Raw genomic sequence first — 26,773 nt, 5'->3', positions numbered from 1 at the left:
TCAAGCATTTATGTTATACTATACAAAAAAAGATAGTTTGCTAATCAAATTATTTTTTTAGATTATATTTTGGAGGTTGAGCTATGCTCAAGGAAAGGCGAAACCAGGGTACCATCCCCCTACTGGTAATTTCTCTTATTTTTCTAATTGTTGCTGCAGTGATGGGCTTTATCCAATACCAAAAAGTCAACACCAAGACTGCCTATGACCGAAATAGCGAGTCTGGAGCAGATTCAGCAGTCTATGCTGAAGTGTCATATATTTTCCCAGAGGCCCTGATTGAAGTAGAAGATAATACTCAAGTTTGGCTGGTTGCCTACCAAGACGGATATGTTGGTCTGCAGGCTAAAAAAGGGGACAAGCAGATTGCCCAGCTCTTGGAAAAAGAGAAGAGTGGAGAGCTAGAAAAAAATCCTGTCCGAATTGTTGGCTCCTACGTTAATGCTAACTCCCCTAAAAAAAATCAGGGATATATCTCTAATTATGGCAGCCTCGTTCGCAGTCTCCTAGCAGACAATCCCGAAGTCATCACAGTAATGTCAAGCAGCTCCTATATCTCTATCACTGAATTTGAATCTGACAATCTTGCATTCATGTTCTATATTCTGTTTTTGATTGGACTCAGTGCTTTCTTTGTCGTTATAGGAATTATCGGCCGCAAGAAAAATATCGCTGCCTACGAAGAAATCTATGCAGCCTATCCAGAGGCCAAGGACAATCTCAATATCCTGCTTGAGCAAGCTTCTTTCCACGACGATGTGCTGAAAATTGCTGTTTATAAAGACCATCTCATTACCTACTATCGAGGTTTCAAAGCAATTGATCTCAAACAGGTCGTCCATCTCTACCACCATATTCTCACCATGCATCGCGGCTTCGTTGCTTCAAACAGAAACTCAACCTTAGTTGCTGTTCGAAACAATCAAAAGAAATACCAAATGCCTATTAAGAACATTGGTAAAACAACAGATACCAAACTCCAGTCAACCTTTGACTATCTCTACAACCACTTCCCTCATATCAGATTGGGAGTGTAATATCACATAAAACTCAAGCTAGAAAATCCAGCTTGGGTTTTTTAGATACAAAAAACAGGAGCGGGATACAATCCAGCTCCATTTGTTTTTATAATATGCTTGTCAGAACGTTTTTCAGCAAGTCACTTGCCTTCTTTTTCCTTTCTGCGCTTAGCCAAGGCGCTGTTAATCTTCTTGGTCTTAAGATTTGTATCCAAGTAACGAAAGAGCCATACAAAGAGATAAATCAGAATAAAATTAAACCAGAAATGCCAGCTGGCAATTAAAAATCCCCAGTTATTATAGACCATGAAACAGCATACTAAGACTGCGACAGCGGCGAAATGCAGTAACATCGAGACTGAAAAAGAGAATCGATCTTCAAGAGTTTTTAACATTGAACTGATAATCCCAATCAAGCCGCTCATCACCATGACACTGACGATATTACTTGTTGTGGGCGGATTTTTTTGAATAGAGAGAGCAAGGACAATCAGATAGACTGCACTCCCTGTTTGGATGCCTATTAATATAGCGTGTAGACATTTTTTTATACTCATCACTTACCTCCTAGATTCCCAGATATTCCATCAAGAGTTTGACATAGCGACGGCTAACTTCGGTCTTGATTTGATTGGTCAGCTTGGCCGTCATATTGCCAGAAAAGCTGTCAGACAAAGACTCCAGATGGTCAATATTGATAACAGCATGCCGGGAAACCTGAATAAAGTTCGAGCTGCTAATCCGCTGCTGAAAGCGAGTCAAGGTCTCTGTCGTCTGGTAAATGCCATCTCTACTGTAAATCATCAGAGTTGTCTGGTTGATGTCTGCTAGGATAATATCTTCTGTCCTCAACATGACCAGTTTATCGTCCGACTTGATAGGCAGGACGCCACTTGGCCCTGCCTTGTACTGTTCTAAATAATCTAAGATGGCCTTGGCTTCTGCCCCTAGCTGGTCTGCCTTGACCACAACCAGCGGATCCTTGGATGAAATGGTTGGATCTGTTTCAAATTTTGCTTGCAAGAGGAAGCTCCCTATTCACATTCTATTGTAGTTTCAGCCGGCGGATGGCAATCATATTTTGCACCATCCAAATAAGCGCTATTGCAACTAAAACTACTCCAACTATATAGAAAGTTTCTGTCCTTGTCAAGAGCTCCTGCCATTCAATGCGAATTCCCATTGTTTTTTCAAAAGTTGCTTGTGACTGGCTGCTATTAGTAAAAGTATCTGTTAGACTTTCTTTCATGAGAACCTGTCTGAAAAGAGATGCCATGTAGTTAGAAGGCGTAAGCTTCATCAGGTTTTGCGCCATATTCGGCAAGGTTCCAATGGGGATATAGGTACCCACTAGAAAACCAGAAGTTGCTCCGACTACTGTTGCCAATTTCCCTAAACTATCCACTGATTTGAAGCATTGAACAATCAGAGCATTTATCAGTGTGGCCAAGAGGCTGTTTAAGATCATCAGAAGAACCAGGTAAGGAAGGATTCCCCACTCAAAGGAAATGTTATCCGCTAGCGTAAAATAGCTGAGCATAAAGGCAAACATAATGACCTGCATCAAAAAGCCGATAATAACAGAGCTGACAAGATAACTAAGCTGCAAGCCCCATGGTCCCAAGTCTGTGATAAAGAGGTCGTCTGTCACCTTCCGCTCCCGGTCTTCGACCTGCCGAGAGAAAGCTGCCAATGTGGTCGTTAATCCTGTAACTGCCAACACGCCGCCAATCAGCCACAAGTCCATCAGCTGGCTGGAATGGTCTTTGTAATTATTTTTCAAAAAAATGATATAAAGCACAAAGGGAATAATGGCTCCGAAGAGGGACAAAATTACCCCACTGCGGTTGCGGAAATAAAGTAAAAAATTACGTTTTATCAAAGCGAGCATATTAGCGTACCTCTCTTCCTGTCAGTGCCATAAAGGCATCGTCCATGGTTCCGAGTTGGAATTCAAATTGTTCGATATAGGAACCAGCCTGAGCCAATAAGGTCAGAGCTTCTTGAGTCGTTTTAGGGTGGAGGATAAATTCCCCTTCCTTGACTTGCTCCCAAGCGCAGCCTCTTGGCAAGCTTTTCTCTAAACTTGCTGCATCTTGACTTAAAATCCGTAAGACATTGCGGGCATAGTTTCCCTTAATCTTGTCTGCAGAGCCTTGGGCAATGACCTGACCATGATCTACGATATAGATCTTATCTGCATCATCAGTTTCATTGAGATAGTGGGTTGTCAAGACAATGGTCATCTGCTCTTCTTTCTGAATCCGTTTGAGTAGGCTCCAAATACTCTCCCGAGTCTGAATGTCCAGGCCTGTCGTAGGCTCATCTAGAAAAAGCAGGTCGGGACTGTTGAGCAGGGCTCGCGCAATGTCCACCCGACGCTTTTGGCCGCCAGAAAGTGTCCCGTAGTGCTGGCTGGCGAAGGCTGACAAGCCCAGCTGAGAGACCAAGCGTTCGATTCTACCTGCCGTCATCTCCTTATACTGCTTGGCTCTGATAGTCAGATTTTCCAAAACTGTCAGCCGGGCGTCCAACACACTGTTTTGGAAAACCACACCCAACTTAAGCTTTTCAGCATAGCAAATCTGCCCGGATGTCGGCCGCAAGAGCCCTATCAGCATCTGGATAGTTGTCGATTTTCCTGCACCATTAGGGCCTAGAATAGCTGTAAAACTGCCTCTCTCAATCTGAATATTCAGATCATTAACTGCCACCTTATCGCCATAAACCTTGCTAAGATTTTTCGTTTCTACTAACATGATCTTTTCTCCTTTTCTTTACTTCTGAGACTATGATAGCAAGTCTTTTTTGAAAAATCTCGGCTTTTTGGACAAGCGGTAAAATGAGGGAGATGAGAGGTAAAAATCCAGACATCAAAAAATCCCCGACCAGAGGTCAGGGATTTGCTCTTAGCGGGCGACAATCTTGCGGTAACTGCGTGAAGTCAGTAAGAAAACTAAAATATAGGTCAGGAGGAAGACTCCGCAAGTTGCAAGTGTTGTCTGAATCAAAAGAGGAAGATTGGTCACACCTAGTAGGGCAACTATCAAGCGCAACATGTGAAAGACCGCTGCTACATGTAGAAAAGCAAAGATGAGAGGTAGGAAGAAAACAGTCAAAATCTGCTTGCGAATGGTACTTCTAGTCTGCTTTTCATCTAAACCAACTTTTTGCAAGATGATAAAGCCATCTCGGTCTTCATATCCTTCAGAGATTTGCTTGTAGTAAATTACTAGAACAGCTCCTAGGAGGAAGATAACCGAGAGGAAGACACCGATGAAGAGCAAGGTTCCAGTAAGTTCTTGATAGCTCTTTTCTGAACTATAACGGTCACTAGCCATTGCGAAGCTACCATCTTGAGCTTGTTCCTGATCCAAAGTGTCCCTCAACCCCAGTTGGACTTGCTCGACAAACTTTTTACTTCCCTTAGTCTCTGAAGCAACTCCAATGTAGTAGTAATGATCCACATCGAGATTAACCTCTTTGTTATCATTGACCACCATATAGAGACCCTGCTCCATGGTCACATCGTTTGGATTAGGAATTTCCCCATGCGTGAAATTCGACGATAAAAGCTGCTTAATCTTCCAGTCCTTGCCATTCACTCGAAGAGGCTTGTCCTTATTTAAGGAAATATTTTTCCCGTAAACTAAGGTTTCATTGTCTGCCAAGTCTATCTTTTCCCCTGTCATTTTTTCATAATCCTGACGATTGATAACTGTAATCGTGCCGGCAGACTTGGTCAAGATACTTGTATCCGACTCCAGCTCTCTTTGCATTGGAACTGTCACATCATTACCAGCTAATTTCATGATGAAGGCTGATTGGTAGAGATAGGTAGTATAGCTTGGCTTCTTCAGACCTGTGTCCTGAGCGACTTGCTGGACCTTGTCTAACAGAGCCTCCTTCTGATCGGTCGATTTCGGCAAGACGACGCTGACATTGTAATCCTTTGGATGCAAGGTTGTAATATAATCCTGACCCCCAACATAGATATTGATTGTACCAACCAGAGTCACTAAGAGCATGGTAGATAGAATGGAGATAGTTGCCAATCCTGCTGCATTTTTACGCATCCGCGAGATGAGATTGGAAACAGAAATGAAATTTTGCGTTTTGTAATAGTAGCCTTTGCGCTTTTTGAGAAATTTCAATAGTGTAATCGAACCTGCATTAAAAAGCAGATAGGTTGCGATGATAACCATAACCACAGCTATAAAGAAATTGCCGATAGCAGCGACAGGCTTGGTAACGGTCAAAGCCATATAATAAGCCACACCCATGAGCAGAAGCCCCAGCAAGGTTTGCAGCAAAAGGAAGCGTCCCTTCTTCTCGCCTGCTTTCTTTTCTTTCATTAGATTAAGAGAGCTATAGCGTAGAAGACGCGTAGAGTTGAGCAGCAAAATCACCGCAAAAGCGACACCCAGACTAGCTAGAGTCATCCAGACATTCTGCCATTGGAAGGTCGAGGCAAGAACTGCCGGCATTCCCATCAATTTCAAAAGAACTGCGTAGAGCATCTTATCTAAAGCTAGGCCAGACAAGATACCCAGACCAACTGTAAGTAGATAAAAGACACAGAGTTCAAAGAAGGTCATGACTAGCAGATGCTTTTTCTCCATGCCCAACAGACTATAGACTCCCAACTCTCGGGAGCGGTTTTTCATGACGAAGCTATTGGCATAGGTGATGAGGATAAGGACGGCAATCTGAATGACATGGATACCAAACTGCAAGGTCATGCGAGCAGCTGCACCGCCATAAGAGACCTCCATATTGGGGCTATGAGCTAGTGAGACAAAACTATACAAAATCGCTGTTGCCAGTACCGTCGCCAAAGCAAATGGATAATACAAACTGCGATTTTTAACTAGATTGGACAAAGCTAGTTTACTCGTTAGTTTGAACATAATTGCCCACCTCACTTGCCATAACTGTCAGAGTATCAGAAATCTCTTGGAACATCTGCCGCTCGGTCTTGTCACCGCGGAAGATTTGATTATAAAGAATCCCATCCTTGATAAAGAGCACTCGCTTGGCGCGGCTAGCCGCCGCCGTTGAGTGAGTCACCATGAGAATGGTTTGACCGCGGGCATTGATGTCGTCAAAGACATCCAACAGGGCTGCCGAAGACTTGGAATCCAAGGCTCCCGTCGGCTCATCCGCCAGCAGAATCTCTGGATCTGTGATAATAGCCCGAGCCACTGCGACCCGCTGCTTCTGGCCACCGGAAATCTCATAAGGAAATTTCTCTTGCAGCTTGTTAATCCCCAGTTCGTTGCAGGTTGTAACCAACTTTTGCATCATCTCGGTAATGGGACGGCGAGAGAGGACTAGCGGCAGAAGAATATTATCCTTGACTGACAGGGTGTCCAATAGGTTGAAGTCCTGAAAGACAAAGCCTAATTTCTCTCGGCGGAAGCTGGAAGCCTGGCTGTTTTTGATGGTTGCTGTGTCAGTTCCGTTTAGAAAGACGCGACCCTCAGTCGGCTTGTCCAGCATGGCTAGGATGTTGAGCAGGGTGGATTTACCAGAGCCTGACTCCCCCATGATGGCGACATATTCACCTTTTTCTACTGTAAAGTGAATGTCTTTCAAGGCCTCCACTTGGCTGCCCTGAAATCGAGTTTTATAAATCTTTTTCACGTGTTGTACGTCTAATAATGTCATCTTGCTTCCTTTCTATTCAGCAGGCTCCTATTAAAGCCCTGCTTTTAGCAGTATTTATGAACTGTCTCCTAATTGATAAGTCTATTTTATCTCAATACCAACCGCCCTGCCATAACCTAAGCTTACATTTTAAAGTGCAATCTTACACTTTTGTAAGATGAGATGGACTTTATTTTACCCAAAAGGCAATCAAAGCAATTAGCCAAAGGTGGGCTGGATAGAAAATATAGAAGAAATATTTGCTCCATTTGCTGCTAGATCCTCGCTCACCATTGTAGAAGTGCAAGAGAGGAAGAACACTGATAAAGAGCCAGTCTGAATTATAGAGCAACATCGATAGCGTGTCCTGCAAGGTTGGATAAATTTGAATACTCATGGCAAAGAGAACTCCCGCCCAAACTACATAGGACAAGTTTCTGAAAAAGACTTGGTTTCTAAAAAGGTAGGTCAAGAGCATGAAAGGAAGCAGAGCCATGCCACCTTCGCTAAAGAGAAGCCCAGCCAGCAAAACTAATACTCCTGCTGCTATCCGCAAGCCACGCTTCCTATCCTTAGCAGCTCCGCCATTTTCAGAAAAGCCAAAGAAAAGACTCAGCATGAGGACCCCGCAGGCCAAGGTCAGGAAGATGTTGTGAGTGAGGTAAATGCCCTTCTCCTGAAAGAGAAGCGTCAGGATACAGTTTCCTGTTTGCATCAGGGCTGCCCAAAAGAAGAGCCGCATATTGTAAGCCAGGCGGTTGCGAGTGTGGAGAAAGCCTTCCACTGCCATGAAGGCAAATGCGACTCCGACACAGCGGGTTAGGGCATGCAAGACGCCATCCCAGCCGTCCGGCACTAGCCCCGGTATCTGACTGATATGGTCAAAAACCATAAGAAATGCCATGAAGAGCTTCAACTGAAAAGCATTTATACCTTTTGATTTCATTTTTCTGTCTCCTTCTTATTTCTTGCCTCTATGATAATAAAAAAGAAAGGCCGGTACCATAACCTAACCTTTCATTTCAAACAAAAAACCTTACAAAATTGTAAGATTTAATTCTTTTGTTGAAAATCATCTAACTCTAGTAAGGAGAGTTCGTCTAAAGTAATTCCTTCTTTTCTACTTAAGCGAATAGATTGTTGCATGACTAAATTATCATATATATTCCTAACAAATCTTCCATTCGAAAAATTATCGTTTGACAAACCAAGTTCATCTGAAAAGAAAGATAATAAAACTCTCCTCAAGTCTTCGCTTATTTTATAATCATCTTTTAAACATAGAACATCTAAAATTTCCAATAATTCTAAAGCAGTATAGTCATTAAATTCTATAAATCGATTAAAGCGAGACTTTAACCCGGCGTTTAATTCAAAAAAAGTACACATCGGTTTTGTGTAACCTGCAACAATAACAACCAAATCTTCACGAAAGTCTTCCAAAGCTTTCGTGAGTTCGGTTAAACATTCACGCCCGTACGAATCACTATTTTCATTTTCAGTTATACTGTACGCTTCATCAATAAATAATACTCCACCTTTAGCTTGTTCAATTACTTTTTTTACTTTTAAAGCTGTCTGACCTTGATAACCAGCAATCAAATCTGTTCTCGAAGCCTCAATAAAATGACCTTTCGATAATAAACCTAATTGTTTGTACATTCTTCCTATGATTCTAGCAACAGTTGTCTTTCCTGTTCCCGGATTTCCTGTAAAGGCCATATGTAAAGTACGGAAAGGTATTTTTAAACCTTCTATTTTTCTTAAAGACTGAACCTTTTGATAAGCAACTAAATTATTAATTTCTTTCTTAACATTCTCTAATCCAATTAATTGATTTAACTCTTTTTGCAAATCTTCTAAAGAAATATTTTCATCTAGTTTTGGCTGTATTTTATTTTTGGAATCTCGTATATAAGAATATCCAACAAACTTCAACAAATCATCCGATACAATTTTTGCAAGCTTTCTAGTTTCTCTCCCTGTTGCTTCATTTTTATATATTTTAGAAATCTCTCTTAAAAAAATTGTCGCATTATTATCAGAGTAATTTGAGATAACCTTTTGCACTAGAGAAATAAGGGAACCGTGCGAGCCAGTAATTGCATCTAATTTTATAGTTAAATCCATCAATTCAGTTTGATAACTATTCATAGTGACTACCTCAATAAACTAAAAAATAATATAAATATTAAAGTAGCAATTGTAAATCCTAATAATATAAAGACAGTTGTCAACTTATTAGAAACATTTTGAAACTGTTGATGAGTATTTGTCAACTCTAATTGTAATTTAAAAATTTGATTATCTTTACTCACTTTATATTCATTATTTAAAATGACACTTTTTTCTAACTGCTTCGCCTGAGTCTCCACTTGTTTAATTAAATTAATAGATTCATTTGTATTAATTTTAGAGTTAAAATCATTAATATCATCTTTGAATTTTTTCAAAACTTGAAGAGTAGACTCTTGTCTCTTAATACTATTATCCAGCCTTTTTTGCTCTATTTGAATATTCTGATTTGTTTTTTCTATTGCTTTTACAGTACTCAAAATAGCTTGAATATAATCTTTATCCAGGATCTCAAGTGCTTGATAAACTTGTCCAAACTCCTTAATTAAGTCTTGTTGTCTATCATAAAAATTAGCAAAATAATTTTGTATTTGTTCGATTAACTTATTAAACTCTGTCCCCGTCACACCATGCTCTGAAAATTCTAAATCGAAAATTTTTTCATGAGTACGAACTTTCTCGAACTTCAAATTTTCTGTATCTTGCTCAGCAAATTTCTTTAATTGTTCCTTAGCTACTTCAAAATCATGATTAGTGATTTGTAGACCCAATCTATTTTCCATAATAACTCCTAATTTGATAATTCATCTAATAATGCATCAATATCTGCAAATTCATCCTCCGATTTTTCAGCACAATCCGAGGTCAATTTAGTAAAGCTTTCTTCCATTTTGCTTACAGCAAATTGATGTCTTTCTTCTATCGTACTCAAAGCAGATAATTTATCAGATTGTGACATTAACATTCCTAAATCTGTCAAACGAGCCTGAAGAATTAATTTATCATTATTTCCATCAATTTTTTTATTATTTAACTCATTTATTTGTCTTAATATTATAGTTTGATCAATTAATTTTAACACAAAAGCTCCTGAAACACCTGCTACTGTTGCTCCCATAAAGGTTCCAATAATACTTGCCAGACTCCCCAACAACGGAATTTCTATAGCGAGTGTTGGAACAGCCCCAGCTATACTTGCTGCAATTGTATCACTTAAAACAATAGCACTAGTTGTTGTTACTCCAGCTATAATAATTTTTCCAAGCTCCAACATAATAGTATTTATGTTTTTAGTATTATTTTCAGGATTCCTAAGGTAGTCTATTACATCTTTCAAAGATGACCAACCTTGTTGGACAAACGTCCAGATTCTCATAAAAGTTCCTACAACTGGACCGATAATTGAAGTTGCTAATACTGCAATCATTGATTCCCCAACACTTATAATATGTTGAGATAGTTTAGAGACAAAGGAACTAATGGCTTCTTTGGCTTTTCCAATAAATGTATTGAAGTTCTTTTCTTTTTCACTAAACCAAATGATAAACTTCTTGATAATTTCTTTCAAAAACTCAGATAAAAGCTGGAAAATTGCTGCTTTTAATGCTTTACCAGTTACTTTAAAAGCTTCTTTGCGCCGTGATAATTTGCCAGATTTTATCGCTTTTTCTTTTGCTTCTTTTTTTCTATTCTTTAGTTCTTCTCTAGCTTCTACCTCATCTTTTTCTAATTGTTTTCTATCAATATTGAATCTTTCTTCAGGTCTTTGTCTATTTCTTTCAGAGTTTAAGAACTCTGTCATAGTCTTATCACCTTTTGACATATTTGCGGAAGCATCTAAATCATGCAAATTTTGAGAACTATTTGCAAAATCTTTAACTTCTTCTTTAGAAAAATATGTAGCAAGTTCAATATCATTCAACTGCTCTTTTATAGAAATTGTGTGATCTTTATGAATAGAAGCTGAACCCTTTTCTCTATTCTTATCAAAAAATTTACGAGCACTTTTCTTGAGAACTCTATCGCCTTTTTTATTAAAAGTAAAATTACTTTGCCATACATTATACCTTTCTTTATAATCTACATCCTGATTATGAGTTGCAAATTTAGCTTTCTCAAAATTTTTCGATGTTTGTATGTGCGCTGATTTTCTTAAATCTAATGTCTGACCTCGATTTTCCTTTATAAATTCCTCGCCCAATTGAACAGCTAGTTGATTTTGTACTTGTTCCCAAATGATATCTTGTATAGCTTCTTCAAGATAACGATTATTTTGTAAATTATCTCGTTCTATATCAATTGATGTCAAATCCCCTAATATTCTATCTAAATCACTCTCAAGTTCCTTTTCCAACTCTCTTAGATTATGATAAATTGCATTATTCTCTTGTAATCCTAAATCACTATTCTTATTAACCATTTTATCTCCTCTTATTTAAAGCAATGATTTTCTCCATTTCAACATGATTTCTCACAGTACTTACTATCTCTAAAACTAGATAAACTAGTGTTTATTATTCTCTAAATCTTATATAAAAATTCTTTTACTGCTTTCTTATCTTCATCATTTCCAGACTGACTGGCTAGGCAGTCCCAGACTTTTAGCAAATTTCTTGCCCAAACCAGTCAGACTATCATAAACCACTACTAGCAACTTTCTTCCTCCTACTCAAAGATCAATTTCTTCTCAGGAAAGGCGATGGAAACCGTCGTTCCCTGACCAACTTGAGAGTCTATAGAAATCTTGTGTCCCAACTGGTCAGCAATTTTCTTGGACAGATAAAGACCTAAGCCTGATGACTGCTGGGTCAGACGACCATTGTAGCCTGAGAAACCACGCTCAAAAACCCGCAGCAAATCAGCATTTTGAATGCCCAGACCCGTGTCCTTGATGTAGAGGCTGCCCTCGTGAAAATAAATCTCTATGCTGCCTTCTTTGGTGTATTTAAGACTATTAGACAGGACCTGCTCCAAAATCACTAGAAACCACTTTTTATCAGTGACAATCGTGTGGTCTAGGTCATGAAGATTGAGGCTGAGTCCTTGCTGAATAAAGAAAAGAGCGTATTTCTTGACTACTTCTCTGACCAAATCAGCCAGATTTTCCTGCTTCAGCACTAGATCGTCGTGGAAGCTTTCCAGACGGAGGTACTGAAGCACCAGATGAACGTAGGATTCGATCTTGAAGAGCTCCTGCTCCAACTGAGACTTGGCTTCCTTATCCTTCAAGTCTCCAATCAAAAGTGAACTGGCTGCAATAGGTGTCTTGACTTGATGAACCCAAAGAGTATAGTAGTCCAGCAAATCATTGTATTTCTCCTGTTCAACCAAGAGCTGATTCTTCTGCTCGTACTCCAGCTCCTCCACCCTTTCCTGCAAGAGCTTTTCTAGAGGAGTCTGCGCCTGAGCAGAGGCATGCAGCTTCTGGCTGCGATAGCTCTTAAAGGCCGTCCAAGCATCTGCTCCGATAAACAAGAAAGACAGAAAAGCCAGCAAGAGCGCGACATATTCCAGCAGACTGCGGTAAGTATCAAAGACAAAGGCAAATAGCAGAATAAAGCCTAGCAGCAGAATCAACAGAGCTAGAAAAAATCGCCGTGAATAAAGGTAAGACTTAAAAAAGAAAAAATTATCCTGTGTGTCCATTGATGAGACCGTATCCTATTCCTTTTTTGGTTTCGATGAAATTCTTCAGTCCGTGCTCTTCAAGCTTCTTACGCAGGCGAGCCACATTGACCGATAGGGTATTATCATCGATGAAAAAGTCACTGTTCCAGAGTTCCTTCATCAGATCATCACGCGCCACGATACCATCAGAATGCTCGAATAGAACCCGCAAAATCTGAAATTCGTTCTTTGTCAAGGTCACCACTTTCCCATCAAAGACCAGATCTGTCGACTTGAGATTGAGAATGACACCTTGGTGCTCCAGGAGACTCTGGTCGTTTCCAAACTCATAGGAACGGCGCAGCAAGCCCTGAACCTTAGCCAGAAAGACATTGTTGTCAAAAGGCTTGGTCACATAGTCGTCTGCCCCCATATTGATAGCCATGACAATGTCCATTGACTGATCGCGGGAAGACAGAAACATGATAGGCACCGTTGAAATCTTGCGGATTTCCTGACACCAGTGATAGCCGTTAAACAAGGGCAGACCGATATCCATCAGCACCAGATGCGGCTCCTCTCGGACAAAGACAGTCAGCACATCCATAAAGTCCTCGACTGCCACTACCTGAAAGCCCCACTGTTCCAGCATTTTCTTAACCATCTGACGGATGACCGGATCATCTTCTACTAGTAAAATCTTGTGCATCTTTCCCTCCCGATTGCTTGCTAGTAACATTATACCAAAAAATGCGCTTGCTTGTTTATCATCCTCGGTCTAAGGTATGATTTTTCTGGAAAAGAGAAATTCTATCAGAAAAATATGCTATACTAACTAGTAGAAATTGGAGATATAACATGAGCAATATTTTTACTTACCTTGAAGAAGTGCAGCATGACAGCATTTATGATAAACCTTTCAATGAACTGGATCTGCTAATTCTGACAGAGCTAACCTACTTGCCTTTTGACCAACTAGTGCATGAAGACATGTCCCCCTACTGCGACTGCCGACTGATGGATTTGGCCGACCAAGTACCGCGCGACCTCTCCATGATGGTTAGCAAAAATCGTCTGAAACTATTGGATTTGGCCGCAGCCTCTACCCGCTTTAAAAATCTAAAACTGATGGGCTATGTCAATGACGTTGACCAAGATATCCAGAAGCAATTCGCTGCCTTGATTTTCAAAATCAAGCCTGATACCTATGTCCTGGTCTTTCGCGGTACGGACGACTCCATCGTCGGCTGGAAGGAAGACTTCCACATGACCTATATGGATCAGATCCCTGCTCAGAAAACGGCTGCCCGCTACCTGCAGAAAGCCTTAGAAAATCTGCCCGGTAACTTTATCCTAACCGGTCATTCCAAAGGAGGAAACCTGGCTTCTTATGCAGCCAGTCAGATGGAAACGTCGCTCCAAGACCGCATTGAAGCCATCTACAGCTATGACTCTCCCGGTCTCAATCACTCTGTCATCGAAAGCGATGGCTATCAGGCCGTGGTTGAAAGGATGAAACGCTACCTGCCTCAGAACTCCATCGTCGGCATGATGCTGGAAACACCTAAGGAAGCTAGGATTGTTAAAAGCAGTGCCATCGGCGGCTTTGCCCAGCACGATACCTTTTCATGGAAAATCAAGGGAGCCTCTTTCCTATTGCTGGATACACTAGATGCAGAGAGCCTACAGATAGACAAGACTTTTAAAAATTGGGTCAGCACCGTTTCAGATGAAGAACTTAAAGACTTTTTCGACCTCTTTTTCGGACTGATTTTAGATGCTGGTATCCAATCTGTCGACGAATTGTCCAATGTTGAAAACTTTAACAAAGTCCTCGATATCCTGAAAAATGCTCAATCTCTAACAGAGCAAGAACGTGACATGCTGCTGCGCTTGTCCAAGCTCCTACTGAATATGCGTGTTCAAAGCTGGAAGGACGACATTAGCATACCTAATCTTTCTGAAATTGGCAAAGATATTCGAGAAAATCTATCACGCTGGAGTAAGCAGTTGCCTTTCGGCCAGTCTGAGACTGATAAAGTGGAAGAGACTGCTACAGAAGTTCACGAGTAAAATCGCAAAAGTCCCACTAGCTTGGCTAACGGAAGAATTGACCTATCCATCCCAAAAACAAAACAAGCTCTTATCTTGACAGCTTGTTTTTTCTTTGTTAAAATGTAACAAAAACACTTACAACTAAGTAGTGATAAAAATCAGAAAGGAAACCATCATGAAATCTATCAAAGGGATCGCCCTTATTGCTGTTAGCATAATCCTGACCATCTATGCTTGGGCTTCAGCTGGGATGACCAACTTTATCGTACCCGGTCTGGCCTTGACTACCCTCTCGCTAACTTTTTTACTTGCGACTCGGAACTCCCTATTGGAAAAATGGTTCCATGGCATCGAAAAGATGTACGCCTATCATAAGTTTACAGCTATCTTTTCCGTCGTCCTGCTTGCTCTCCACAATGTTGCCATGGGTGGCAGTCTCTGGGGCTCTCATCTAGCAGCCCAGCTTGGAAATGTCGGCATCTATCTCTTTGTCAGCATTGTTCTGGTGGCCTATCTTGGCAAGCACATCAAGTATGAGGCTTGGCGCTGGATTCACCGCTTTGTCTATCTGGCCTATATCTTTGGTCTCTTCCACGCCTATATGCTGATGGGCGGTCGACTCCTGACACCGACCTTGCTAGGCTTCGTAGTCGGATTCTACGCTATCATCGGTTTAGCTTCTGGCTTTTATATCATCTTCCTCTATCAAAGTTTGGCCTTTCGCCATCTAGGGAAAATTCTGCAGGTCAAACGCCTGAACCACGATACCGTGGAGTTGAAGATCCAGCTTAGTCAAAAGCTAGACTACCAGTATGGGCAGTTTGCCTTTGTCAAGATTTTCCAAGAGGGATTTGAAAAAGCGCCACATCCTTTCTCTATCTCTGGCGGCCATGACAATATCATCTACTTTACCATCAAGAACTCTGGTGACCACACTAAGAAACTTTATAACAACATTCAAGAAGGAACCAAGGTCACCATTGACCGAGCTTATGGTCACATGATTCTTGACCAAGGACAGGAAAAGCAGATTTGGATTGCTGGTGGGATTGGTATTACCCCCTTCATCTCCTATATCCGTGAAAATCCTAATCTGAATCGTCCAGTCAGCTTCTACTATGCTTACACTGGAGCTGAAAATGCAGTCTACCTAGACCTACTCAAAGACTACGCAGCCAAGAATCCGCAGTTTGATCTTCATTTGGTCGATAGCAAGGTCTCCGGCTATTTAGACTTCAAGAATTATCCTTTGGACGACAAAACTACTGTCTTCATGTGCGGACCTGTCAAGATGATGGATAAACTAGCCAACGAATTTAAAAAGACCAATCCTAAAGCAGAGCTGGTCTATGAAGGCTTTAAATTTAAATAAAGAGTATAAAACATCAGGAGCAACGATAAGGTTGCCCCTGATGTTTTATTGTCTAGTAATAAATTGAAATGAACCATGATACAGCTTCGGAAGTCTACCTAATTCGGAAAAATCTTCTCCAAGGAATCAGGAACAATTTCAATAGCTGATGTTACTGTTTTTTAGGCATGTTTGAAACAAAAATATAAGACATTTTCAAAACACTTACCAGTTTATCACGTTTCTCTTTTAAGTTCTGCAGGAACGGATCCCGTACTTCTGCTGGAACTTCTAAATCATCTGAACCATACTGAGATAATTGATCACTAAGAGTCTGTTTTGATTCCTCAAAAGCTTTCAAACCTTCTTCCGCTTCTTTGTCAAAATCTGCTCTTTCAGACTCGGAGAGTTTTTCTTTAATTTCTCCACTATATTTGATGTAATTATCCGCAAGCTTATTGTACACGGTTTTCAAATCGCCAATTGTTGTTGCATTAGCGATTTCTTCGTCTGTAACCAAAACAAAGTCAGGTGTTTCTAAATTGGCACTTGACGAAGTGCTTGAGCTGCTTGAGTTACTTTCTTTACTGCTTGATTTTGAAGACTTTTTAACTGAGCTAGAAGCAGCCTTGCTTTCTGAAGATTTAGAAGTAACGGATGAATGATTATTTGAACATGCTGCTAAGGTAACTGCTGCTAAAAGAGCCACGCTGGCTGAAAAAATCTTTTTCATTTTTATCTCCTTAAATAATAAGTAATTTCATTATAGAATAAAACTAATAAGCTGTCAAAAAGTTGCAGAAAACTCGTCATCCAACAAGCGACTGCCGACCATAGTCTGTTAGGTCACTCCCCAAGCGAGCGTAGAGGCCTTGGGCAGTCTCTTCTTCATTGAGGATTTGCTGTAATTCTGCATCTGTCACACCAACCAACTCAATAAAATCTACCCGGCCGTGGACTGTCTCCAAAGGCTGGGCTTCTACATCCGGAACCGTGATAAAACCTGTCAAAGCAGACTCCTGTTCACGGTCAAAGCCAAGAAGCTGTCCAGTATAAATGTACTCAAAAGGCTGATAAACCTCTCCGGTCTCAAAGGTCCGGCGCGCCAACTCCTGAAAAATCGTGACGATATTGATAAATTCATCATTAGCTTGGTAATTTCCTTTTTTCAGTCGCATGGTAAATTCAAAACCATAGCCACTATAGTTTGGATCTTCACTGAGCTTTTCATACAGCTCAGATAAACCATAACTAACCAAATGCCAAGAGTCACCTGCATCATAGACATCTACACCATCCAGCGGATCCGGCCCGCCAAAACGCCATTTTACAATGGCCTCAATATGGTCTACCGGCTCTTGATTATTATATATCCGAGCAAATTCTGTTGAGATGGCTTCCCATCCCGGAGCTTCCACATAATCTTCTACCGGCTCGACATCTTCTACTACTTCTTCGTACTCTTCATAGACAACTTCCTCAGCTTCCTGATTTTCCGACTGTTTTTTAAAGAAATCAAAAATTCCCATTTTTTCCTCCTTGAATTAATTTGAAAACAGTATAGCATAAAAAATAAGGAATTACTTTTATGATAGAAGGAAATTTATTTTTTGTTTTTATCGTTTTTCGATATATTTTTCTTGAAATACAATAAAAGATAGATTATAATAAGAATAAAAGGAAAAGAAAATCTACTGCCGGCTGATTTTCGATAGAGGTAAGCATCATGAAAAAGATTGAATTAAAAAATAACTCTTTGCTCAAAGATATCGTTACTCTTCTGAATCTTATCATAGTGGGTTATGCTGCGATTCTGGTCTTTCTTACTATCCTAAGTGTGATTTCTTACACCGGCCTTTCTGACAGGTTGGGAATAAAGCTCAATGTTCAATTTCTGCCCTCAGTTGATTTTTCAAATTGGTGGAGTATTATAGCCTTTGTTATAAATCTTCTCACAGCTTCTTTGACTATTTATCTCATCTATCTTGCTCGTAATTTCATCAAAAATTTGATTGGTGGAAAGATTTTTGATTCATCAAACACGCAACTAGCTGATAGGGCATGGAAAGTCTTTCTGGCTCTGACCTTTCTTTCCGTTAAGGTTGCTGCATCAGGCAATCCCATCGCCCTCCCCTTCTCTCTTAATGCCAGTATGAGCTTTACACCTCTCTTGGGCGCTCTGATTATTTGGCTGATGATGAAAATTCTGGAAAAGGGGATTGATATAGCTGAAGAGAATGAATTTACCATCTAGGAGGCTGCTATCATGATTATCGTTAATCTTGATGTCCAGCTGGCCAAGAAAAAGATGAAACTGGGCGAACTGGCTGATATCATCGGTATTACCAACGCCAACCTTTCCATTCTCAAAACGGGCAAGGCTAAGGCTATCCGCTTTAGCACCCTCAATGCTATCTGTCAGGCCCTTGATTGCCAGCCTGGAGACATCCTAGAATTTACAGATGATGAAGAATAAAAAAACTCCCGTCCTAGCCGATTTTATTTAGCTAAGAATGGGAGTTTTGCTTTTCTATTCAATCATTTGTGTTTCAGCTAGTTTCTTATACCAGTGAGCGGATTTTTTCGGATAGCGTTCCTGCGTTTCAAAGTCTACGTAGAATAAGCCGTAGCGTTTTTCATAACCGTTAGACCAAGAAAAGACATCCATCAGAGACCAGATAAAGTAGCCCTTGACATTAGCCCCGTCCGCAATCGCATCGGATAAAACTTCCAAATGCTGCTTGACGTAGTCAATCCGAGCATCGTCGTAAACTGTATTGTCCACAAATTCATCTTTATAACCCAGACCATTTTCTGTGATATAAATCTTCTTGTAGTTTGGATAATCTTTCTTAATCCGCATGATCTGGTCATAGAGACCTTGCGGATAGATAATCCAATCCCAATCAGTTTTTGGTATATGGGTTGGAGATTCTCTGCGCCCTACACCCTTAATCTGGTACTTGGAGCTTCCCTTTTCGCCTTTTCCGTTATGGATAATTTCTGTTTCACCGTCAAAGTCGCGCATCCAGTCACTCATATAGTAGTTGATGCCAAGGAAGTCATTGAGGTCTTTAGCTGCTTCTAAAGCCGCAAAGTCTTCATCTCGTAGATCCAGCTGACCACCATTGACCTTAAGGATATGATTCACTCCTGCCAGAGTTACATCTGAATAGTGCCCCAGATAAGTCGCATCTAGGATAAACTTGTTATGAATAATATCTTCCAACTCTGCTGCTCTGACATCTGCTGGATTTTCTGGGTCGTAAGGGTATTTTGTCGGCAGGGCATGAACGACACCGATTTCACCCTTGTAGCCCTTATCCTTATATAGCTTAACGGCACGGGCATGAGAGACCATCATATTGTGATGGGATTGGAAAACCTTGGCCAAGTCATACTGGATACCCGGCGGGAATTTTCCGACTAAGTACTGACCATCACCAATGGGACCAATTTCATTGAAAGTTGTCCAATAGCGAACTTCTGGAAATTCTTCAAAACAGAAAGCCGCATAGTCCACAAAGTGCTCAATATTTTCTCGATTGAGGAAATCTCCATTTGAATGAAGGGCCTCTGGTGTATCAAAGTGGTGAAGGGTCACAAAAGGTTCTACATGGCGTTTGTGGCATTCTGCGAAAAGATTATGGTAAAATTCCACACCTTTTGGATTGACCTCGCCATAGCCTGTCGGGAAAATCCGTGACCAAGCAATGGAGATCCGAATCCCATTGACGCCATACTCCTCAGCCAATTTCAGATCCACTGGGTATTTATGGTAAAAGTCACTGGCAGGTTCTGCCGTGTACCAGTAGTTATCCTCTAGGTACTTATCCCAGGCAACAGGTCCTTTTCCATCTGTGTGGGTTGCTCCCTCAGCTTGATAGGCTGCTGTTGCACCACCGAAAATAAAATCTTTAGGTAAGCTTTTTGTCATCTTATTTTCCTTTCAATAGCCTTTGAGGTGAAACAAGTAAGTAAATAGGTGAATAACAGGGGAATTGAACTTTGCTTCACCTCAAATGAACTAACAAATTAGTTGTTGAATTGCTCCTGAACGAAGGCCAGTGCTCCTTTACCATCACGGGTTAGTTTGATGTATTGGGCACCTTCAGTCTTAGCCAGCTTGATACCCAATTTATCAGTTTCGGCCTTCATATCTTCAAAGTTGGAGGCAACTTGAGGAGCCAGGATAACTAGGTCAAACTCAGGCAGCATTTCACGGTGAGCACCGTAGCCACCCGCTGCTGCTTTGACAGGAACATTGTATTCAGCTGCTGCTTTATTCAAAGCGTTAGCCAGCAATCCGCTAGTCCCACCGCCTGCACAGAGCACCAGAACATTGGTTTCTTCGCTAATATTGTTTTGCGCTGGAGCTTCTTCATCCACTCCTGCTTTTTCAAGGATAGCATCCGCTTTAGCAGTGTTAAAGTTAGCTGCTACTTTTTCTTTAAGAGCATCGTTAGCTTTGCCAGAACGTTCTTCTTCTAGGATTTGTTCGTCATAAACCTTGACAAATGGATAGTAAATAACCACATCCACTACGACAAGAAGGGCTGCAAGAACAAAGGAAAGAAGCTGGAAGTTGGTACCCAGCACAATTCCCAGAGGTCCAGGTGTCACCCAAGGAAGGTTGGCTGAGAAGGAGTTCATGTTCAAAGTATCAACAAAGAATTTGAAAATCCATACGTTTGCGATAGGAGCAAAGATAAATGGAATAAAGAAAATCGGATTCAGTACGATTGGAGCACCAAAGAGAATTGGCTCATTGACACCGAAGAAAGTTGGAACAACAGATGCCCGTCCAATTGCACGGTTACGCTCGGACTTACAGATCCACATGAAGAGGAATGGAACAATCAAGGTCGCACCAGTACCACCCATAGTAACGATAAACATTTGCGTACCAGAAGTGATGACCTTATCCGCATGCTGCCCAGCTTGTACCAAAGCCAAGTTGGCATCGATATTGGCATAAGTAATGGCAGCAATGGCAGGCTCAACGATAGACGGACCGTGAATTCCCACGAACCAGAAGAAAGCATAAGCACCAAAGATAAGCGTGATTCCCAGATAGCCATCTGCCGCTGAGAAGAGTGGAGCAAGAAGTGTTCCGATGGATTCAGCAACGGTTACTCCTAGACTTGCTTTAACAAGCAGTTCCAAACCGTAGAGTAGAACGACTGAAACAGTGAATGGAATCAAGTCTTTAAATACTTGCGAAATATTTGGTGGAACTTCTTCTGGCATGCGAATGGTGACATTATTTTTTACACAAACCTTGTAGACATTAACCGTAACAAAGGCTGCAATGAAAGCTGTCAAAAGACCTTTGGTTCCCATGAAGGCAGTCAGGAAGCCACCTTCCTTGGCAGGTTCAGCCGCCATGAGGAGGAAGCCGACCATAGAAGCCAGCATAGTAGACAAGAAGTTAATCTGGTTTGTCGCAGGCAGGTCGCGGTTGACAGAGTCTGTCAGCGCCTTGGCAGTGGTCCCACCCACAAAGAATGCCAGAATCCCCATCGAATAGCTATAAGGAGTCATAAGGAAAGTTTCAATATCCTTAGACCAGTGGAAGCCCCAAGCATTTGGCACATAGGCAATCAAGATAAAGATAGATGAGAAGAGGATGACTGGCATACCAGCGATAAAGCCATCCCGAATAGCACGGAGATAGATATTCCGAGAAATCTTCTCAAAGAAAGGCTTCCCTTTCTCAATAAGTCCGATGAGTTTGTTCATTATTTTACTCCTCTTTTGTATAGTTCAATCAAATGGTGCATCATGTCTTTTAGCAAGATAGTAGTCATTAAGTGATCTTGGCCGTGCATCATGGTCACACTGTAAGCCAAGTCCTCACCAGCAGCTTCTTTTGTCAAGAGACTGGTCTGAGCATGGTGAGCTTCAGCGATGCAACCATTGGCTTCTTCTACCAAGGCATCTGCCTTAGCAAAATCCCCAGCCTCTGCGGCTTTCAAAGCTTCTAGGAGCTTGGAGCGAGCGTCACCAGCATAGGCCACAATTTCAAAACCGAGCAATGTTACTTCTTCTCTATTCATGAGAGTTCCTCCTTGTATTCTTGTGTAAAATTTTATTATTATTTTCTATTATAAAAGGCGTTGAATATGCAGCACCAGGTAGACCCGTTCGCTGCGGTAGAGATCAATTCCCGTCTTCTGGGCAATGATGTGGTAAATATCACTTCCGACCTGATAGGCTTGAGGATAGGTCATCTGGATCTGACTTTCCATTTCCAGCAGGGAAACATTGTCATCACGGCTTCTGTCCAGATAGTCCAAAAAGTAGTTCAGGTGAATCATAAAACGGTCATAAAAGTTGCTGTTTTCTGCACTTCTTTTAATGCCATTTTTCTTCAGCTCTGCCTCAACTGCAGCCAGAATATCTTTTCGTCTGCCCAAATGGCTTTGTCCCTCAGGATTGGTCTCCCCTTCGGCATTGATAAAGTGATAAGCAATGCGATTGACCTCGTCGCTAGGGAAATGATCCAACAACCGCTCACGGTATATCGCTACGGCTTCCTGAGCAATTTGATAAGGAACAGGGTATTTGTCAGAAGCATCCGGCAGGTCACTCTCCTTGTACCGCCCCTGCTGCACAGCCTGATAAGAACAGTAGATGTGATCCGTCAGCGTGACATAGATATAGTCCTGGACAGGATAATCATACTTCTTAGAAAGGGTGTCAATCACATCATAAGTCACTGTGATAAAGTCTAGCGGAACATCTTTGAGCAAGGCCACAAAGTTTTCTTTAGACTCTTCCGTTCTTAGGCGAAAGATTTTCTCAATCTTACTTTCCAGAACGATATCACCCTTCTTTTTATTAAAAGCTATGCCACTGCCAATCAGAACAACCTCTTCACCATTTTCATGTTTGGCTAGAGCAACATTGTTGTTCATAGGATGTATGATTCGATACATATCTCCTCCTCTTCATTTTCTAGGGTTCTGGCAAAACAAAAAGACCACAAACAAACCGAGGCTATATCTTCCCTCAATTTATTTGTGGTCACGCCTAATCCAACTTAGTAACGCTCACCCTATTCAATTTCTGATTTCATTATAGCATATCAGTCTCAGAATGTAAACCCTTACTTTATTTATTTTTTAACAAATTTTAGACTCTTTCTTTCCAAGAGGTAGCTGTTTTTTGAAGAACCTTGTTGAGCTCATCAATATTTTCAAATCCTGTTGTACGAAGCCACTTGCGAGCTGCTTCTTCACCTTGCTCAATATAGTCTTTGACACTGCCAGCCCAAGTCGCACGTCCACAAAGAACGCCGTTGAAGTTAGCACCTGACTCATGAGCGAACACAAGTGTTTCTTGGAAGAGTTTCGCTGATACACCCGCACTCAAGTAGATGTATGGCAGGTTCGTTGCCTCATCCTGTTCCTTGAAGAAGGCTGCAGCTTGTTCTTTAGTATGCACCACTTCACCATCGCCAAAGCCTTCAACGTATTTAACGTTGACTGGAACTTCCACTTTCAAGACATCAATGTTGAAACGTGGATCTGAGAAGACCTTCATAGCTCCGATAACCTTGTGAGGTTTCACTTTAGCGTACTCAGCGCTGGAAGCATCCGCAATCTTTTCATCGTAAGCCAAGATTTCAAGGAAGAAAGGAATATCTTCTGCCACACACTCTGAACCTACACGCTCGATATAAGCCTGCTTTTGCTGGTTAAGTTCTTCAGAGCTATCTACATCGTAGTAAAGAAGGAATTTCACTGCATCTGCACCTTGTTCTTTGATGCGTTTTGCAGACCAAACATCCAGACAGTCAGGCAAGCGCTTGGTGCTAGAAGTATCGTAGCCTGTCTTTTCATAGGCCAATAACAGGCCAGCATTTTTGTCCAGAGCTTTAGTAGCAGGCAGGCCATACTCAGGATCCAGCAGCATAGACGAAGCGTAAGGAGTCAGTTCTTCTGCAACCAAAACTTTCAGTTCTTCCATTTGAGCTACTGTTGGTTCTGCTTCCTGGTGTTGAGCCATGAGGCGTTTCAAAGCACCGCGTTGGTCAAATGCCAAGGCAGAAATGATGCCATTCTCATCAGAAAGTTTTTCCATGTACTTGCGTTTTTGTTCTGTTAATACCATTCTTTATACCTCTTTTACTGTAATTTGATTATATAAATTATCATAATTGTAAACATTGACATGACCAGTCATTTTTTCTTGGGCATTGAGCATGCCCAGAACATTTGCTTTCTTCAATAAGGAAGCATCATCTAAGCGAAGACTCAGAGCCGAAGAAATCCCTGCAACAGTTGAGTCGCCGGATCCAACTGGATTAACCACTTGGATTTTAGGGATATCTACTTTATAGAAAGTGTCCCAGTGTTTGGCAAAAGCGCCATCTGCACCGAGTGATACGATGATCCACTCGATTCCTTCAAATAGCGGTTCTGAAAGGACAGCTTTTAATTCATCCAAATCTTTGGAAACCTCGCGACCCAACAACTGAGAAAGTTCCTCATTATTAGGCTTGATGGCAGTTGGTTTGACATCTGATTTAAGCACAGCTTCCAGAGCTGCCCCAGAGCAATCCAGCACCACCTTATTGCCAGCTTGATTAGCCATTTCAATCAGCTGAATATAGTAGTCTTTCGGCAGGCCCGCTGGCAGACTGCCCGAGATACTGACAACATCTGCCTCAGCCATCAAAGACCGGAAGTGTTCTTGGAAATCCCTCGCCTCATCTGCTGTAATAGTCGGACCGGCTTCCAGGATTTCTGTTTGTTTACCTTCGTGTAAGATAGCAATACAGTTTCTCGTATCTCCTGAAATGTTATAAAAGCATTGTTTAACATTAGGATGAAGGTTTTGTAATAAGAACTCTCCATTAGTCCCACCAATCAGTCCCGTCGCAGCGACATTGTCTCCAATTTCTGCCAAGACCCTGGTTACGTTGAGGCCTTTGCCGCCCGCTGTTTTACTGACTTCCGCAACACGATTAACAGTATCTATTTTCAATTCTTCTAAAGGATAGGAAATATCGATAGAAGGATTCATGGTCACTGTAAGAATCATCTGGCTACCTCACTAGTCGTGGTACTCTCCACGATCCCATTTTTCAAGAAATTCTGTAAAGAAGTTGGCATCTGTTTGATGAGCATTGTGAGTCTCAACGTGCTCAATTTTTGCGATCAATTTTTTATTTTCTTCAGTTGGCTTGTACTCCGCATGAATGAAAGCTTCAATGATGTCACACATAAGGAGCTCACCAGTGATTTTTCCGCCAAAACCGATAACGTTGGCGTTGAGCTCTTCTTTAGCATAGAGAGCTGAAGTCATGTCACGTACCAAAGCTGAACGAACACCAGGAACTTTATTTACAGCGTTGTTGATACCGACTCCTGTACCGCAAATACAAACACCAAGATCCGCTTGACCACTAACGACTGCTTCCCCTACTTTTTTACCAAAGATTGGGTAGTGAGTACGAGTATGGTCATAAGTACCAAAATCAAGAACTTCATAGCCTTTTGATTTTAGAAAATCTGAGACTGCCATTTTTTCATTGGTAACGATATGGTCACATCCAATTGCAATTTTCATTTGATTTCTCCTTTTCTTAGCACATCTTGTTGAGCATGTCGACCCGGATTTGGTGGCGGCCACCGTCGTATTTCCCATTGACAAAGCCTTTGGCAATGTTCTTAGCCAGACCTTCACCAACGATTTCAGCTCCCATTGTAATCATGCGAGAGTTGTTATGGCCGCGAGTCATGTAGGCAGAGCGTTCATCTGAGACTTCCGCCGCTACCATACCTTTGATTTTGGTCGCTACCATAAATGGACCAGCACCATAAGCGTCAATGACAATACCAAGATTTTCCTCTTGTTTATTCACCTCAGCCGCAACTGCAAGGGTCACATCAACAAAATCTTGACCTTCTTTCGTCACATCCACCACTTCAAAGTTTTCTCCGACGAGAAAATCCTTGACCACATCTTTCAGCTTGCTTCCAGCAGCATCTGCTCCAATAATAATTGCCATGAGCATTCTCCTTTGTTTGATTTTTTGCACAGAATATTGTTTATAAAAAACACTTTCTGTTTCCTATAAGCATACTATACTCCTTTAAAAGTTATTTGTCAACAGATTTTTGTTTATTTTAATCAAAATATTTTTAAAGATGATTAAAATAAACAAAAAAAGCCCTAAAAAGAGCTTTCTGATAATTTTTTCATCCATTTAAAATAAACTAAGAAATAATCTTGGTATAAACCTCCAGTTCTTCTTGAGCATTTTCAGACATCTGGTCTGTGATAACAGCTGTAATATCAGCCAAAGGACAGATAGAAGTGAAGTCTTCCTTGCCAATCTTAGAAGAATCAATCAGTAGGTAAGTCTCTGTCGAGCGCTCCAAAGCTAGCTTCTGAGTATAGGCCTCCTCAAAAGAAGAGGTCATAATCTGCCCGTTTTTGATACCATTGCCACTGAAAAACATCTTAGTAAAGTACATCTTATCCATGATGGCATTGGTCATCTCGCCGACAAAGGCTTGAGTCGCTTCCCGCATCTCCCCACCAAGTAGAAAGACTTTGAAGGTATCCGACTTCTTCTTCAGAAGATCATGAAAGATCGGAAGACAGTTGGTAATCACGCGCAAGTGCTGATTGCTGATTTCCTCAGCCAGCACTTCTACAGAAGTCCCTGGTCCAAGAAAAATAGTATCGCCATCTTCAATCAGCTCCACAGCCTTCTTGGCAACAGTCCGCTTTGCCTCGATATTCTGATAAAGCTTCTCTTCATGAGGGATTTCTCTGTATTTAAGGTGCTGATTACTTTTAGCCCCACCATGAACTCGAGTCAGCAGCCCTTTACTTTCCAGCTCAATCAAGTCCCGCCGAACCGTCATGTCTGAAACCTTCATACTCTCTACAATCTCAGCAACCGTCACTGTCCCAACTCGATCCACCAGCTTAACTATTTCGTCCTGTCTCTGATTTTTACCCATACTATTCCCTCTCTACACTCTAGTTTTGTTTA

28 protein-coding genes and 1 pseudogene are annotated in these 26,773 nt (G+C 41.3%); 5 read left to right on the top strand and 24 right to left on the bottom strand.

Annotation, left to right across the window (positions count from 1 at the left end):
- Positions 1–83: 83 nt before the first annotated feature.
- The gene (locus MFP28_RS03515; RefSeq protein WP_002905976.1) at positions 84–1,037 is read left to right on the top strand and encodes a hypothetical protein; all 954 of its coding nucleotides are present in this window, start codon (positions 84–86) and stop codon (positions 1,035–1,037) included.
- A 122-nt stretch (positions 1,038–1,159) separates the two neighbouring features.
- On the opposite strand, the gene MFP28_RS03510 is transcribed toward MFP28_RS03515, so the two are convergent.
- The 13 genes and pseudogenes from MFP28_RS03510 to MFP28_RS03450 form a co-directional block, all read right to left on the bottom strand.
- Positions 1,160–1,576: a DUF3021 domain-containing protein gene (locus MFP28_RS03510; protein ID WP_002905975.1), complete on the bottom strand. Its 417-nt coding sequence runs from the start codon at positions 1,574–1,576 to the stop codon at positions 1,160–1,162.
- A gap of 10 nt (positions 1,577–1,586) precedes the next feature.
- On the bottom strand, positions 1,587–2,042 hold the full coding sequence (locus MFP28_RS03505; RefSeq protein ID WP_002905974.1) for a LytTR family DNA-binding domain-containing protein: 456 nt from the start codon (positions 2,040–2,042) through the stop codon (positions 1,587–1,589).
- 22 nt (positions 2,043–2,064) lie between these two features.
- Positions 2,065–2,910, bottom strand: coding sequence for an ABC transporter permease (locus tag MFP28_RS03500; protein ID WP_002905972.1), 846 nt, complete (start codon positions 2,908–2,910; stop codon positions 2,065–2,067).
- 1 nt (position 2,911) lies between these two features.
- A complete protein-coding gene (locus tag MFP28_RS03495) occupies positions 2,912–3,778 on the bottom strand; it encodes an ABC transporter ATP-binding protein (RefSeq protein WP_002905971.1) in 867 nt (288 codons plus the stop codon).
- Positions 3,779–3,928: 150 nt separating this feature from the next.
- Complete coding sequence (locus MFP28_RS03490) at positions 3,929–5,929, bottom strand: ABC transporter permease (protein ID WP_002905968.1); 2,001 nt, start codon at positions 5,927–5,929, stop codon at positions 3,929–3,931.
- Complete coding sequence (locus MFP28_RS03485; protein ID WP_002899832.1) at positions 5,910–6,689, bottom strand: ABC transporter ATP-binding protein; 780 nt, start codon at positions 6,687–6,689, stop codon at positions 5,910–5,912. The genes MFP28_RS03490 and MFP28_RS03485 overlap by 20 nt, the downstream gene beginning before the upstream one ends.
- Before the next feature lie 169 nt (positions 6,690–6,858).
- Entirely contained in the window at positions 6,859–7,614 is a 756-nt protein-coding gene (locus MFP28_RS03480) for a TraX family protein (protein WP_002905967.1), read from the bottom strand.
- Positions 7,615–7,721: 107 nt separating this feature from the next.
- On the bottom strand, positions 7,722–8,822 hold the full coding sequence (locus MFP28_RS03475) for an AAA family ATPase (RefSeq protein ID WP_002905966.1): 1,101 nt from the start codon (positions 8,820–8,822) through the stop codon (positions 7,722–7,724).
- 5 nt (positions 8,823–8,827) lie between these two features.
- A complete protein-coding gene (locus tag MFP28_RS03470; RefSeq protein WP_002905965.1) occupies positions 8,828–9,526 on the bottom strand; it encodes a hypothetical protein in 699 nt (232 codons plus the stop codon).
- An 8-nt stretch (positions 9,527–9,534) separates the two neighbouring features.
- Positions 9,535–11,163, bottom strand: coding sequence for a hypothetical protein (locus MFP28_RS03465; protein WP_002905964.1), 1,629 nt, complete (start codon positions 11,161–11,163; stop codon positions 9,535–9,537).
- 147 nt (positions 11,164–11,310) lie between these two features.
- Positions 11,311–11,397, bottom strand: a pseudogene (locus MFP28_RS03460) (class Ib ribonucleoside-diphosphate reductase assembly flavoprotein NrdI); the annotation flags it as partial.
- Between the two features lie 11 nt (positions 11,398–11,408).
- The gene (locus MFP28_RS03455) at positions 11,409–12,389 is read right to left on the bottom strand and encodes a sensor histidine kinase (protein WP_002905962.1); all 981 of its coding nucleotides are present in this window, start codon (positions 12,387–12,389) and stop codon (positions 11,409–11,411) included.
- A complete protein-coding gene (locus tag MFP28_RS03450; protein WP_032916226.1) occupies positions 12,373–13,059 on the bottom strand; it encodes a response regulator transcription factor in 687 nt (228 codons plus the stop codon). Before MFP28_RS03450 ends, MFP28_RS03455 begins: the two co-directional genes overlap by 17 nt.
- Before the next feature lie 149 nt (positions 13,060–13,208).
- Here MFP28_RS03450 and MFP28_RS03445 point away from each other — a divergent pair, with 149 nt between their 5' ends.
- Both MFP28_RS03445 and MFP28_RS03440 read left to right on the top strand, forming a co-directional pair.
- The gene (locus MFP28_RS03445; RefSeq protein ID WP_002905959.1) at positions 13,209–14,423 is read left to right on the top strand and encodes a DUF2974 domain-containing protein; all 1,215 of its coding nucleotides are present in this window, start codon (positions 13,209–13,211) and stop codon (positions 14,421–14,423) included.
- A gap of 157 nt (positions 14,424–14,580) precedes the next feature.
- Positions 14,581–15,777: a ferredoxin reductase family protein gene (locus tag MFP28_RS03440; protein WP_032915805.1), complete on the top strand. Its 1,197-nt coding sequence runs from the start codon at positions 14,581–14,583 to the stop codon at positions 15,775–15,777.
- A gap of 151 nt (positions 15,778–15,928) precedes the next feature.
- Here the strand turns inward: MFP28_RS03440 and MFP28_RS03435 are convergent, their stop codons facing one another.
- The gene (locus MFP28_RS03435; RefSeq protein WP_002905957.1) at positions 15,929–16,489 is read right to left on the bottom strand and encodes a hypothetical protein; all 561 of its coding nucleotides are present in this window, start codon (positions 16,487–16,489) and stop codon (positions 15,929–15,931) included.
- 76 nt (positions 16,490–16,565) lie between these two features.
- Complete coding sequence (locus MFP28_RS03430) at positions 16,566–17,285, bottom strand: suppressor of fused domain protein (protein WP_002894743.1); 720 nt, start codon at positions 17,283–17,285, stop codon at positions 16,566–16,568.
- A gap of 197 nt (positions 17,286–17,482) precedes the next feature.
- Between MFP28_RS03430 and MFP28_RS03425 the strand changes: the two genes are divergently transcribed.
- Complete coding sequence (locus tag MFP28_RS03425; RefSeq protein ID WP_002905955.1) at positions 17,483–18,010, top strand: DUF2975 domain-containing protein; 528 nt, start codon at positions 17,483–17,485, stop codon at positions 18,008–18,010.
- A gap of 12 nt (positions 18,011–18,022) precedes the next feature.
- Positions 18,023–18,232: a helix-turn-helix domain-containing protein gene (locus tag MFP28_RS03420; RefSeq protein WP_002894739.1), complete on the top strand. Its 210-nt coding sequence runs from the start codon at positions 18,023–18,025 to the stop codon at positions 18,230–18,232.
- Positions 18,233–18,286: 54 nt separating this feature from the next.
- Here MFP28_RS03420 and lacG read toward each other — a convergent pair whose 3' ends face one another.
- From lacG to MFP28_RS03375, 9 genes are all read right to left on the bottom strand, one after another.
- The gene (gene lacG / locus MFP28_RS03415; protein WP_002899825.1) at positions 18,287–19,693 is read right to left on the bottom strand and encodes a 6-phospho-beta-galactosidase; all 1,407 of its coding nucleotides are present in this window, start codon (positions 19,691–19,693) and stop codon (positions 18,287–18,289) included.
- Positions 19,694–19,791: 98 nt separating this feature from the next.
- Complete coding sequence (locus MFP28_RS03410; RefSeq protein ID WP_002905954.1) at positions 19,792–21,498, bottom strand: lactose-specific PTS transporter subunit EIIC; 1,707 nt, start codon at positions 21,496–21,498, stop codon at positions 19,792–19,794.
- Positions 21,498–21,815 (bottom strand): PTS lactose/cellobiose transporter subunit IIA, encoded by a 318-nt coding sequence (locus MFP28_RS03405; protein WP_002894735.1) that lies wholly within the window; start codon positions 21,813–21,815, stop codon positions 21,498–21,500. The genes MFP28_RS03410 and MFP28_RS03405 overlap by 1 nt, the downstream gene beginning before the upstream one ends.
- Before the next feature lie 48 nt (positions 21,816–21,863).
- A complete protein-coding gene (locus MFP28_RS03400; RefSeq protein WP_002905952.1) occupies positions 21,864–22,697 on the bottom strand; it encodes a PRD domain-containing protein in 834 nt (277 codons plus the stop codon).
- A gap of 196 nt (positions 22,698–22,893) precedes the next feature.
- Entirely contained in the window at positions 22,894–23,874 is a 981-nt protein-coding gene (lacD, locus tag MFP28_RS03395) for a tagatose-bisphosphate aldolase (RefSeq protein WP_002905075.1), read from the bottom strand.
- Positions 23,875–23,877: 3 nt separating this feature from the next.
- Positions 23,878–24,807, bottom strand: coding sequence for a tagatose-6-phosphate kinase (locus tag MFP28_RS03390; RefSeq protein ID WP_002905951.1), 930 nt, complete (start codon positions 24,805–24,807; stop codon positions 23,878–23,880).
- 12 nt (positions 24,808–24,819) lie between these two features.
- Entirely contained in the window at positions 24,820–25,335 is a 516-nt protein-coding gene (lacB, locus tag MFP28_RS03385; protein ID WP_002894723.1) for a galactose-6-phosphate isomerase subunit LacB, read from the bottom strand.
- Between the two features lie 16 nt (positions 25,336–25,351).
- Complete coding sequence (gene lacA, locus MFP28_RS03380; RefSeq protein WP_009659075.1) at positions 25,352–25,777, bottom strand: galactose-6-phosphate isomerase subunit LacA; 426 nt, start codon at positions 25,775–25,777, stop codon at positions 25,352–25,354.
- 208 nt (positions 25,778–25,985) lie between these two features.
- Positions 25,986–26,741 (bottom strand): DeoR/GlpR family DNA-binding transcription regulator, encoded by a 756-nt coding sequence (locus MFP28_RS03375; protein ID WP_002905950.1) that lies wholly within the window; start codon positions 26,739–26,741, stop codon positions 25,986–25,988.
- Positions 26,742–26,773: the final 32 nt, after the last annotated feature.

Source organism: Streptococcus sanguinis (genome assembly GCF_050234405.1).
Lineage (GTDB): Bacteria > Bacillota > Bacilli > Lactobacillales > Streptococcaceae > Streptococcus > Streptococcus sanguinis_W.
The sequence above is the reverse complement of the archived record's forward strand: the minus strand, read 5'-3'. Positions and strand labels throughout refer to the sequence as shown.